This is a genomic window from Pseudonocardia charpentierae (assembly GCF_031845345.1).
GTDB classification, from domain to species: domain Bacteria; phylum Actinomycetota; class Actinomycetes; order Mycobacteriales; family Pseudonocardiaceae; genus Pseudonocardia; species Pseudonocardia charpentierae.
Genome location: NZ_JAVREJ010000001.1, coordinates 209,797 through 221,980, shown reverse-complemented (window position 1 = coordinate 221,980; position 12,184 = coordinate 209,797). Strand labels below are relative to the sequence as shown.

Annotated in this window: 8 protein-coding genes and 1 pseudogene; 7 read left to right on the top strand and 2 right to left on the bottom strand. The window is 69.3% G+C overall.

Annotation, left to right across the window (positions count from 1 at the left end; all coding sequences use genetic code 11):
• The first annotated feature begins 53 nt into the window (after positions 1-53).
• Positions 54-377, top strand: a complete 324-nt coding sequence (locus RM445_RS01095) for a nucleoside triphosphate pyrophosphohydrolase family protein (protein ID WP_311554018.1) — start codon at positions 54-56, stop codon at positions 375-377.
• A 30-nt stretch (positions 378-407) separates the two neighbouring features.
• Here RM445_RS01095 and RM445_RS01090 read toward each other — a convergent pair whose 3' ends face one another.
• Entirely contained in the window at positions 408-1,442 is a 1,035-nt protein-coding gene (locus tag RM445_RS01090; RefSeq protein ID WP_311554017.1) for a phytanoyl-CoA dioxygenase family protein, read from the bottom strand.
• Between the two features lie 864 nt (positions 1,443-2,306).
• Positions 2,307-5,234 (bottom strand): tetratricopeptide repeat protein, encoded by a 2,928-nt coding sequence (locus RM445_RS01085; RefSeq protein ID WP_311554016.1) that lies wholly within the window; start codon positions 5,232-5,234, stop codon positions 2,307-2,309.
• Between the two features lie 330 nt (positions 5,235-5,564).
• Here RM445_RS01085 and RM445_RS32250 point away from each other — a divergent pair.
• The 6 genes and pseudogenes from RM445_RS32250 to RM445_RS01060 all read left to right on the top strand — a co-directional run.
• Positions 5,565-5,978: pseudogene (locus RM445_RS32250) on the top strand (transposase family protein); the annotation flags it as partial.
• 142 nt (positions 5,979-6,120) lie between these two features.
• Positions 6,121-6,915, top strand: coding sequence for an ISL3 family transposase (locus tag RM445_RS01080; RefSeq protein WP_311554015.1), 795 nt, complete (start codon positions 6,121-6,123; stop codon positions 6,913-6,915).
• An 869-nt stretch (positions 6,916-7,784) separates the two neighbouring features.
• Positions 7,785-8,861: a DNA polymerase IV gene (locus RM445_RS01075; protein WP_311554014.1), complete on the top strand. Its 1,077-nt coding sequence runs from the start codon at positions 7,785-7,787 to the stop codon at positions 8,859-8,861.
• A gap of 153 nt (positions 8,862-9,014) precedes the next feature.
• Complete coding sequence (locus tag RM445_RS01070; RefSeq protein WP_311554013.1) at positions 9,015-10,298, top strand: HNH endonuclease signature motif containing protein; 1,284 nt, start codon at positions 9,015-9,017, stop codon at positions 10,296-10,298.
• A gap of 59 nt (positions 10,299-10,357) precedes the next feature.
• The gene (locus RM445_RS01065) at positions 10,358-11,464 is read left to right on the top strand and encodes a plasmid pRiA4b ORF-3 family protein (RefSeq protein ID WP_311554012.1); all 1,107 of its coding nucleotides are present in this window, start codon (positions 10,358-10,360) and stop codon (positions 11,462-11,464) included.
• A gap of 71 nt (positions 11,465-11,535) precedes the next feature.
• The gene (locus tag RM445_RS01060; RefSeq protein ID WP_311554011.1) at positions 11,536-12,183 is read left to right on the top strand and encodes a UPF0158 family protein; all 648 of its coding nucleotides are present in this window, start codon (positions 11,536-11,538) and stop codon (positions 12,181-12,183) included.
• The last annotated feature ends 1 nt before the right edge of the window (position 12,184 follow it).

The following is a 12,184-nucleotide window of genomic DNA, read 5'->3' as shown; positions in this document are numbered from 1 at the left end:
CGTGGGGTCGCAACGGCTGATCAAGGCCGTCGCGGTATTATCAGCTTATGATCATGAGCGACTACCAGCAGGCGGCGCTTCGCACTGCGGCTTCGCGAGATAAATACAACGAGTTGTTTCACCTCCTGCTCGGGCTCGTGGGGGAGACGGGAGAGATAGCCGAAAAGGCCAAGAAGATTGTTCGCGATAAGGGGAGTGACTTCTCCCAATGGGACGCTGACGACATCAAGAAGGAACTCGGCGATACCTTGTGGTACATCACCGTCATAGCGGACTACTTCAATTTGACGCTTGACGACGTCGCTGAGTGCAACATCTCAAAGCTCGCCGATCGGCAGGCGCGCGGAGCGATCGGTGGTAGTGGCGACAGCCGGTGATGACCGGGCGAATGTCTGCGAGTCGCCGTGCTACCGGCCCGAGTTGAAGGAGGGCATCGGCGGTTGGCCGGCCCGGAATGTCCCTGGCAGCTCGAAAGGGGTCGTCCGGTACAGGTCGGACTCCACGATCTCTGGGCGCCAGTGCTCCCGGGCGTGGGGGGACAGGGCGAACAGTTGGGACGGAGGAACGCTCCCGGACATTCCGTCCGGCCATCGGGAGTAGATCGTCTCGACGGTGTCGGGGTACGCGCACCAGCGCGGGTCCCGCCAACCGACGGTGAGTTCGTTCCAACCCGGGATGTCGGGGTGGTCTGAGAAGTAGCGGTAGGGGAGCAGCGCGCTGATATGCACGGGGTGGTCATCCGATTGCCAGCGGTATTCGGCGGAGAGCTGAACCCGATCGGATCCGTTGGACAGTACCTTGTGCGCAGTGTAGCAGTGGAACAGCACAACATCGCCGGGCGAGAGTGTCGGGACGACCCACTCGGGCGATGCGTACTCCGGAAGTCGGCAGTGTGAGTTCGGTACGTCGCCTGCCGCCCGCGGTGAGCAGTGGTGGTAGTCGTGTGATCCGCCGAGAACGGCAACGCTGCCCGTTTCCTGCGTGGCCTCTCTCAAGGCCACGCGGAACGTGATCATATCGCGACACCACGGTCCGCCGAGGTTGTCGCGGTGGACGTGGAGTGACTCGTCGCCGAGTCGCGCGGGGAACAGGGCTTCCAATACCTTCTTCGGCTGGACGTACGCTCTGGGGCCCAGCAGGGCGGTCGCCAGTTCGCGGATGCGCGGATGCCAACCGAGCTCGTGCAGCAGTTCGATCCTTTGTAGCGCTCCGGATAACGTGCGCTCCGCGGCTCCTTCCGGAAGTTCGACCGCGTGGTGGCTTTCGCCTTCACCGGCGACGTACCGGCCATCTCGCATCGTCGATAGGGCGTCCTCCGCGATGGCCCCGGCGATATTCCTTCCGATCAGATTGCGGATCAGGAGATATCCGTCCCGAGCGAATCGACGTCGCAGGCCGGCGGTGTCGTCCGGGCTCTCGTCGGCCTCCCGCATCTCCTGCATAGCCCGAGTGTAGGTCGAGCTGTGGCGATTCAGGAGGTGTTCGGCCGCGGCCGACCCGCCGATCCGCCAGCCAGCGGGGTCATGCCGCGCCCCCGACCGGGCCGGTGCGCATCTCTCCGATGCTCTCCAGCGCGGGTGAACCCCAGCGCAGCGGGCGGACCTGGGCCGGGCCCGGCTCTCCGCAGGCCGTGTCGCCAGTGACCTAATCCAAGCAAGATCGACGCTTGTGGCGGCTCCGATACGCCCATAACTGGCGATTAGAACGTTGGTGGTTGGAGGGAGCGGGGTCCTCGGTAGGAGTTCTCGGCACGAGATCGATTGTGGCCAAGGACCCCGCGTGATCGCTTATCCTGCATGCTCGACGTTCCCAGCGAACTGGTCCGAGAACTCGGCCGCCTGCTGCGCGCTGAGCGCCACTCGCGCAAGATCTAGAGGGCTCGCAGGCCTAAATGCTGGTCAGCGGGCCGTGGTCGATCTTGTTAGGGGAGGGCAAGATCGAGCCTCGCGACCGGTTGGTGATCCGTTGCGCAGGACGCGACCGACGGTGGCGAAGGCTCTCTGCAGTGCAAGCTCCGTGACGCGCTCCGTGACGCGAACTATGGCTAAATCATGCTGGTTGTGCGTCGCGGTGTGGCCAGCGGTGCAACTGTTGTCGCAGGTGGCGGCTGTGCGAGGGTGCTACGCGTTCCCTTTTAATCCGCTGCTTGCTGAATCACTCTCTCCAAAGATCAAGGCGCAGCCTTCGACGGCGCGGGCCCGCTACGCTGGCCCCGCTCGGCTCGCGCACTCCTGCCTCCGGCCCGTGCGCGGCCGGCGGGGCTGGCTTGCCAACCACTGGAGCGACGAGGCTTTATGATCGATCGATCAGTCCGTTGCATGCGTCGGATCGTCTGCTGGCATGCGTCGCGCAGCCTCCTGCTCGGCAAGTACCGCGGCACCCACCTGTTCACCCGCCTCGGAAAACAGTCGGGCAAGGTCGCGTTGCGCAGCCTTATAACGCTCGGCGGGCTCGGCTGGACACATCCGGTTCAAGCGCCCCCACCAGGCGACCGCTTCGGCGGCGGCCGACAACCCCTCGTGCAGTTCACCCGTCTCCCGCAGAGTGACGCCGAGGGCATTCAGCGATAGGGCGAGGTCGGCGGTGTAGCGGGCGGGTTCGACGGCGGCCAGCTCTCGGTAGAGCGCGGCCGCCTCCCGGAGGGTGGTGACGGCCTCGCGGTACTCACCCACCGCCCAAAAGCTGGCGCCGAGGCCGTGCAGAGACTCGGCGAGGTCAGGGGTGTAGCGGACGGGTTGGGAGGCGGCCAGCTCTCGGTAGAGCGCGATCGCCTCCCGGGCCGTGATTAGGGCGTCGCGGTACTCACCCACCGCCCGCAGGCTGTTGCCGAGACCTGCTAGAGATTCGGCGAGGTCGGGGGTGTAGCGGGCGGGGTCGGCTTCGGCCACCTTCCGGCGCAGCGCGACCGCCTCCCGGTCGGTGGTGAGGGCGTCGCGGTACTCACCCACCGCCCGCAGGCTGATGCCGACGTTGCACAGCGATAGGGCGAGGTCGGGGGTGTAGCGGTCGGGTTCGGCGGCGGCCAGCTCCCGGCGCAGGGCGACCGCCTCCCGCAGGATGGCGAGGGCGTCGCGGTACTCACCCACCTCGTGCAGGCTGTTGCTGAGGCCGTTCAGCGATCTGGCGAGGTCGGCGGTGTAGTGGGCGGGTTGGGCGGCGGCCAGCTCCCGGTAGAGCGCGACCGCCTCCCGGGCGGTGGTGAGGGCGTCGCGGTACTCACCCACGTCCAAGAGGCTGGCGCCGAGGCCGTTCAGCGATAGGGCGAGGTCGGCGGTGTAGTAGGCGGGTTGGGCGGCGGCAAGCTCCCGGTAGAGCGCGACCGCCTCCCGGAAGGTGCTGAGGGCCGCGCGGTACTGACCCACCACCCACAAGCCGACGCCGAGGCCGTTCAGCGATGCGGCAAGGTCGGGGCAGTAGTGGGCGGGTTGGGCGGCGGCCAGCTCCCGGCGCAGGGCGACTGCCTCCCGCAAGGTGGTGAGGGCGTCGCGGTACTCACCCACGTCCGAGAGGCTGGCGCCGAGGCCGTTCAGCGATGCGGCGAGGTCGGCGGTGTAGTGGGCGGGTTGGGCGGCGGCCAGCTCCCGGCGGAGCGCGACCGCCTCCCGGGCGATGGTGAGGGCGTCGCGGTACTCACCCACCGCCCGCAGGCTGTTGCCGAGGCCGTACAGCGATCGGGCGAGGTTGGCACGGTTTTCAGCTGTGGGCTCATTCCTGACGTTGGCCCGAGCGCCGGCGACCGCCACGCGATGCAGCGCGACGACGACACGACCGAGTCCCGCACCCTCAACGATGAGGAGCAGGCGTGTGGCTTCCTTATGCCCGACGGCCGTGGCGGTGGTCAGTTGCGCCAGATGTGCACCGAGCACGAGGCAGGCTCGCGGACCGGCTAGCGAGGTCGCCTCAATGGCGGCCCCGAGCCAGGCCGGGTTCTGTTCAAGAACTTCCACCACTAGCCTGGCGGCAGCCGGGAACCAAACGGCCGCACGCACCAGCGGGGCAAACACAACGCTGCGACCGCCCGAGTCAATGCTCAGTGCCGCGGCAACTAAGTCAACCCGATCCTGATTAGCGCAGCGGGCGACCAGCGCCGCAGCTAGGAACTCCGGCTGCGGGACTACTAGCGCCGCGGAACCGGTGAACCCCGCCGATGCCGGGTAGAGATGGCAGGTCCAGGCGACCAACGCGTCCAGCATGCCCTGCGGCTGGTCACTCAAGCGGGGTACCCGCCTCAGTACCGCGATCCCCAACACGGGCGTCGTTGCGCCGCTCACCATTAGTGCGAGGACGGCGTCCGCCCGCCCCTCATCTGTTACGCCCGGTGCCTGCACACCCCAGCGCGGGTCGGTGGCCGCAGCGCTCCAGCGGCGCATCTCATGCTCCATCAGGTGGTCGGCCAGCGCGTCGGTCCCCGCCTGCCGGACTGCATTGATCGCAACGCGGGATGCGCCATCTAGGGCCGCTAGCGCCGCGCGCACACAGGTCACCAGCATCGGCTCGCCCGCTAGACCGACGTCGCCGAGATCGGCACGGGTCAGCTGCACCGGATCCAACCTAAGCGCCGCAGCGTAGGCGCCGAGTGCCGCGGCGAACCACTGCTTGCGGTCGCCCTTCTCGCCGACCGGCTCGATCGACGTTATCGCTTCCGCGTCCCAGGTCTGAGCGACCCGCCCGGAACCGTGATGGGCGACCCACGCCGTGAACGCGGCTGCATCGCGCACCACCAATAGCACTCGCATCCGTGGCTCGCCCTCGTGGCGCTGCACTTGGTCGAGCAACTCTGCGACATCGGGCACCGTGTCCGCGTCGTCGACAATGACCAAGGTCGGCTCCTGGCACGCCACCACGGTCGCCACGAGCTGCCCGACCCGGTCCCGTACCGCAAACCCCGCCGCCCACGCCGGCGGCAACTGCGCCGCCGCCTCGATCGCCAACCGCGTCTTTCCGACTCCGCTTACACCCGTCACCAGGTGCACACGTTTCCCGTCCGGATCCTCACACCACGCCAGCAGTTCCTTGACCTGGTTCGAACGACCCGAGAACGGCGACAACCGCGACTGAGCAGCGAGCAGCGCAGGCAACTCCGGGCGGCCCTCCCACGCCGCAGGCGGAGGAACCGGTGTAAGAACCTCAGCTCGCCGCTGGCGCAACTCGTCCCTACTCTCCCGACCAGAGATCGCAGCCTGCTGCCCCGCCAATACCACGCCCGCTACAGCGAACATCACGAACGCGGTCACCAGCCCAGGCGACGGTGACTCCGACGTCACCAGGTTGGTCAGCAACCCGCCCGCGACTGCGACCAGGGCAGCAGCGACAGCCCACGCCACCGGCGCGTTCCGTCGCATACGCCAACCTCTTCACTGGCGCTGCGCGCCGACACTCGGCAGATCCGTATGGAGGGGGCCTAGCGAGACGAGTCGCGCTGTCCCCTCGGCCGGTGATTGTCGGCTCTTCGATCTTGACCGGGCAACCTGGGGTTGGGCCCGTGCGGCGCGTCTGAACGAGGGCGGCCCGCGGCTCCTTGATCCTCGCTGTGTTCAGGAGCAGCGAGAGGAGAGCCACGGGCCGTGGTTGACCGTAGCGATGATGCGTCGTGTCTATTGGGGCTCGAGGGCCTGGCGGTGGAGCGTGTCGTGCGCACCGCGGTCGGGGGCAAGATCGTTCAGCTGGTCACTGATGATCTCGACGCGGCCCGGTGCCCGGCCTGCGCGACGGAGTCGACGTCGGGCAAGGACTGGGTGCTGACCCGTCCACGGGACCTGCCGTGCGGCGGTGGGTTCGCGGTCGTGTTGTGGCGTAAGCGGCGCTGGCGGTGCCGCAATGTGGACTGTGACCGGCAGACGTTCACCGAGCAGGTCGCCCAGGTGCCGGCCGGGATGCGCACCACCACTCGGCTGCGGGCAGCGCTCGCGGCCGCGGTGGAGGACGGCCGGGACCAGTCCGAGGTCGCTGCTGCGCATCGGGTGTCGTGGCCGACGGTGCAACGGGCGGTCGTCGTGCACGGCGCGGTCGAGTTGGTCGAGCCGGAGCCGACGACGGTGCTGGGGATGGACGAGACCCGGTTCGGCCGGCCGCGGTGGCTGCCCGACGGGCACCACGACGGTCCCCGACGAGGATGGCCGGGTGCGATGGAAGCGCACGGATCCGTGGGAAACCGGGTTCGTCGACATTACCGGCTCGCAGGCCCTGTTGGGGCAGGTCGACGGCCGGACCAGCGCCGCGGTGCAGGCCTGGCTGACGCAGCGGACGGCGGCGTTCCGAGCCGGGATCGAGGTGGTGGTGATCGACCCGCACGCCGGCTACGCCGCGGCCGTGCGCGCGGCCCTGCCCCACGCAGTCATCGCGGTGGACCACTTCCACCTGGTCATGCTGGCCAACAAGACGGTCACCGCGGTGCGCCAGCGGGTCACCCGCGACCTGCTTGATCGTCGCGGCCGCAACACCGACCCCACCTGGGCCAACCGGCGGCTGCTGCTCCGCGGCCGGGAACACCTCTCCGAGCGTGCCCTCGCGCGAATGTGGAACGGCTGCATCGACCACGACCCGACCGGGCAGATCCTGTCGGCGTGGATCGCGAAGGAGGAACTCCGAGAGCTGTGCGCGACCGCCACCCGCGGCGGGCACCGCCACGAGATCCGTGACCGGCTCTGGGCGTTCTACCAGTGGTGCGCCGACGCGCAGATCCCCGAGCTCACCACCCTCGCCGAGACGATCGAGACCTGGTGGCCGGCCATCGAGGTGTTCCTGAGCACCGGGCTGACCAACGCCCGCACCGAGGGCACGAACCGGTTGATCAAGCAGGTGAAACGAGCCGCCTGCGGCTTTCGGAACCGGGACAACTACCGGCGCCGGGTACGGTTGCACTGCACCCGGCACACCCGCCGATTGTCAGCGAGAACCCCGACGGTGCCCGCCTAAAGTCGAAGAGCCTGGTTGTCCACGCCGCGGTGCCGGCCGCAAGGGCGCCTTCGGCGTCGCTCACGCGATGACGCAAGCGCCACCCTTGCCCCCGGCACCGCGACGAGCAATGCGGCCAGGACGAGGGAACAGGGGGAGTGGGCGCCGCGAACTATGCGCGGACGCCGAAGGAATTCGTAGCTCCGCCTCAGGTCAAAGGCCGGCTGATAGCGGACCGTAGAGGGGTCGCCCTGACCGGTGCCGAAGTCGATCAGCCAGCGCGGAGGCGGCCCTTGACAGGCACCGATCGCCTCCCGTGCCGAATACGTGCCGAGGTTCGGGATCACCGGGGGTATCGCGTCGCCGTCGAGCTTCCCCTTCAATCATCACGCCTTGCCCCCGCGGTCCTGCCTGCACGCCCGGTGCACCGCGCCTGCCCTGCACGGCCGGGAAGGTGACCGACGCATCGTCGTGGCCTCCTTCGTGGCCTCAAATGCAGTCCTACCGTGGGACGCGGTGAGGCCCGTGTGCCTCTCGACGTGCGTGGATGGACTCGGTGCGCACGGCGCGGTCAACGTGCTACTCACTCGTAATGCGTAGGTCTGGGGTTCGACTCCCCAAGGCGGCTCCACGTTTCCCCTCCTAGATCGCTTAGACGTGATCACCTGGCCGCCTCAGGCAGCCTCATGACACACATGGTGATGACGGTGTGTCACTCCGACTCGTCAGGGCGGGCGGATGAAGTGACCACGACGCGGAGTTCCGTCGACTGGAAACGCTCTGGCCGGGATCGGAGGACCACGACCACGTCCTCGACACGCTCGGCGCGCGTTCGGATCTGGGCGGTTGACACCTGGCCTGCCTCCCGCGCCTGCGGTGAACTACTGCACGTGTACTGGGTCCTCCACGTCGACCTGGATCAGTTCATCGCCGCCGTCGAGCTGCTCCGCCACCCCGAGCTGGCCGGTCGCCCTGTCGTCGTCGGTGGCCATGGCGACCCCACCCGCCGTGGGGTCGTCGCCACCGCCTCCTACGCCGCCCGCGAGTTCGGCGTCCACTCCGGCATGCCGCTGCGCACCGCCGTCCGCCGCTGCCCCGACGCCGTCTTCCTCCCGGCCGACAACCCGGCCTACGAGGCGGCGTCCGAGGGGGTCATGGCCGTCCTCCGTGGCTTCGGGCCGACCGACGGCGCCGTCGTCGAGGTGATGGGCTGGGACGAGGCGTTCGTCGGGGCGACGACCGACGACCCCGAGGGCCTCGCCCGGAGGATCCGGGAGGAGGTGCCCGAGCAGACGCAGCTCACCTGCTGCGTCGGCATCGGCGACAACCTCCTGCGTGCCAAGATCGCGACCGAGTTCGCGAAGCCGCCCGCCCGGGACGACGGCGGGGCGGGGGCCGTCGGCACGGGCACCTTCAGCCTGACCGCGCAGAACTGGGACGTCGTGATGGGCGACCGGCCGACACGGGCACTGTGGGGGATCGGTGCCAAGACCGCGGCCAAGCTGGCCGAGCGCGGCTTGCACACGGTCCGCGAGCTGGCGAACGGTGAGCCGGCTGCGCTCGCAGCGGACCTGGGGCCGTCGCTCGGCCCTTGGTATGTGCAGCTCGGCCGCGGGCTGAGCCGGGTCCAGGTGCGGGGCGAGCCGTGGCTGGCGCGGTCGCGCGGTCGCGAGGAGACCTTCGCGGCCGACCTCACCGACTGGGCCGACGTCCGCGCCGCCGCGGCCGACCTCGCCCGGAAGGTTGCCGCCGATGTCGTGGCCGAGGGCAGGCCGGCCGCGCGGGTCGGCGTCAAGGTGCGGTTCGCGCCGTTCACCACCCGCACCCGCAGCGCCACCCTCGCCGAGCCGACCAGCGATGCGGCGACGATCGAGGCGACTGTGCTCGACGTTCTCGACCGGTTCACGCGCCGGCGGCCCGTCCGGTTGGTCGGGGTCCGGGCGGAGTTCGTCACCACTGATGAGTAACGCTGGGTGGCGGTGTGGCTTACGTCCACCGTCCATTGTTCGTTTTCGAGATCGCCGTCAACCGTCAACGGCGTCCTGCACATTGCTAAAAATCATGTGGACGATGGCGGCGAACGGCGCAGTTTTGTCGGTGCTGCTCGCGATAATGAGCGCGTGACCGAGAGCCCGTTGGCTACTGCGCAGAACCTGTTCGCGCAGGCGCTGGAGGCGCTGCGCGGCGTGGCTCATGCGGGCAGCACGGCGGAGAGGGTGTCGGTGCCGCGGTTGTGCGAGACCGTGGCGCGGCAACTGGATCAGGTCACCGTGGCCACCGTGGCGGGGCTGGACCGCGACGGGGTGTTCGCCGAGCGCGGCTACAAATCCCCCACGCAGGCGTTGAGCGACCTGGTGGGCTGGGAGCGATTCGAGGCCCACCGCCGGACGACGGCTGCGGAGCAGGTGGTGTCGCGGGTCGGGCTGGACGGCAGCCCATTGCCGGCTCGGCTTCCGGCGACGGCTGAGGTGTTCGCAGCGGGCAGGACCGGGCTGCGGCACGTCGAGGTGATCGCGCGGTTGCTCGGCTCGAAGGCTGCTGTACGGCTGTCGCCCCAGCAGTGGATCGACGCCGAAGCTCAGCTCGCCGGTTGGGCGGGCGACTACACCCCGACGGAGTTGCACAAGTGGGGCAAGGCCCTGATCGACCTGCTGGATCAGGACGGCGAGGCACCCGACAACCGGCCACCAGTCCTCGTCAACGAACTGCTGCTGACCCGCCTACCCGACGGTGGCGGGAAGCTCAAGGGCCGCTTCGACGATGCCGCGATGTTCGAGGCGATCGCCGCGGTGATCGACGCCCACGCCAAGCCGCTGACCGCTGACGACGACCGCAGTGCGGGCGAGCGGCAGGCCGAGGCCCTGGCCGACGTGTGCGGGTACGTGCTCGACCACGGCGACGTCCCGGAGTGCGGCGGACGCCGCCCGCATGTGAACGTGCTGATCGGGCTCGAGGACCTGGAGAATCGGGCCCGCGCGGCGTGTCTTGACTTCGGCGGGCCGGTCGCGCCGGAGTCGTTGCGGATGCTGTGTTGCGATGCGGCAGTGGTGCCGATCGTGATGAACGGTAAGGGTCAGCCGCTCGACGTCGGGCGGATCACCCGCACCGTCCCCGATGGGCTACGCCGGGCGGTGGCCGCGCGGGATCGCGGATGCGCGCACCCGGGATGCGACCGGCCGATGTCCTGGGTGGAGATCCACCACATCCGGGAGTGGGAGTTCGGGGGCGAGACCAAGCTCGCCAACCTGGTGGCCCTGTGCCGAGTTCATCATCGGCAGACACATTCCACGGAATGGATCGTGCGGATCCGCGACGGGCTGCCGGAGTTCATTCCTCCGAGATGGTTGGATTCCGAGCAACGACCGCGCCGACAAGCTTTGGTGCAGCTGGCTGCGGCGCAGTGAAGTGTCGCTCGAGCGAGTCGGAGGCACGGACGGTCGCTCGACGGCGGTACCGTCCGGGCATGCGGACCACCCGTCTCCGGATCACCATGCGAGACGTCGAGCCGGCCGTCGTCCGCGTGATCGACGTTCCCGCGGACGTGACGCTGGGGGAACTGCATGGTCTGCTCCAGGCTGGGCTCGGTTGGACGGACAGCCACCTGCACCAGTTCACAGCCGATGATGTGCGCTACGGCGTGCCGGATCCGGACTGGGGCGACCTGCAGGTCCAGGACGAGGCCGCGGTCCGGCTCCGAGACCTGCCCGCTCGGTTCGAGTACCTCTACGACTTCGGCGACAGCTGGGAACACGACGTCGAGGTCATCGGGCGGGGTGCGGAGACCCCCGGCTGCGTGGGCGGCACGGGTGGCTGCCCGCCGGAGGACTGCGGCGGCGCGCCCGGATACGAGCACCTGCGCGAGGTGCTGGCCGATCCTCGTCATGAGGAGCCCGACCAGCTGCGGAAATGGGTTGGTGAACTGCCCTCGTTCGACCGCGAGGCCACGGACGTGTTGGTTCGGCAGACGGTCGGTGAGGCGCCGGAGAGCGTCCGGCTTCTTCTCGACCTGCTCGCGGGAGGGGTGAAGCTGACTCCGGGCGGGCGGCTGCCGCGTTCGGTCGTCCGGGCGGTGCAGGAGCGGCGCCCCGAGTGGTATTCGCTGGATCGGCCCGCGTCCATCGAGGAGGACCTGTACCCGCTGGCCGTCCTGCACGACATCGTGCGCAAGGTCGGTCTGGCCCGGTTGGCGAACGGGGTGTTGCGCCCGACCCGGGCCGCCGCGGACGACCGCGAGGTCGTCCGCCGTCTGCGCACCTGGTTCGAGCCCGAGGGTTTCACCAGCATCCTGGGCGGCTTCGCGGCCGCGGTCCTGGCGGCATCCGGCCCGCTCCCACCCGACGAGCTGACCCGTCGGGTGGTGCCGCTGGTGGGTGACGGCTGGGCGGTCGAGGGGCGTCCTATGGCCGCCGCCGATTACCGACGGGTGCTAGGCCAGGTGTCTGCCGAACTGCGGGCGCTCGACCTGCTCGCGGGGGACTGGAGGACGTGGGAGGCGGGCCCGTCTGCCCGCACCCTGCTTCCACGGGCGACGGCGCTGGCGGACCTGTGGACGCGCGAGCCGGCCTGGTGACGGAGGTGGACCGGCGGGAACTGACCCGGCAGCTGAGGGGTGCCGTGTACCGCGGGGACGGGGTTGCGGTCGTGAAGCTCCTCTGGACCGAGGGTGACGTGCCCTGGCAGCTCGCTGGGGACGGCGTCGCGACCGCGCTCAGCCAACACGTCGACGGCGCAGGTCCGCTCGCCGTCGACTGCATCGCGTCGCTGCGGGACCGGGACTGGATCGGTGACGCCGAGCTGGCCGACCAACTCGACGGGTTGGCGGGAACCGGCCCCACCCCGTTGTTGCGGCCGCTTCCCGTGAACCTGGAGGAGCTGAGCGAGATCCTCGAGGGCGACCCGCTGACCGCGGGTGGCGCGCTGGACCTGCGCACCGGTGAGGTGTGGACCCGCCCTGCCGTGGAGTACGCGCAAGAGGACGGAGTGGACGTCGAGACACCGGATTTCGATGACGCCGACCGCTTCCGCTGGGTTGACGGCGACTCGCGCGACGGCTACCGGGACATGGCCGACTTCATCGTTACCCTCCCCGACCAGCGACTCGGGGACCGGCTCAACGACGCGATCCGCGGCCGCGGTGCCTTCCGCCGCTTTGCTGACACGCTCGACCGCGAGTCGGAGGACGAGCTGACCCGGTGGTTCGAGTTCGCGGGCGAACGCAAGCGGGGTCGGGCCCGGGCCTGGCTGGCCGACGTCGGGTACCGTGTCGTGAGCGGCCACACTCTCCGTTGAG

Bases quoted from the DNA above. Each gene is read 5' to 3' on its own strand.
- RM445_RS01095 (WP_311554018.1), top strand. From the start codon at position 54: ATGAGCGACTACCAGCAGGCGGCGCTTCGCACTGCGGCTTCGCGAGAT.
- RM445_RS01090 (WP_311554017.1), bottom strand. From the start codon at position 1,442: ATGCAGGAGATGCGGGAGGCCGACGAGAGCCCGGACGACACCGCCGGC.
- RM445_RS01065 (WP_311554012.1), top strand. From the start codon at position 10,358: ATGCGGACCACCCGTCTCCGGATCACCATGCGAGACGTCGAGCCGGCC.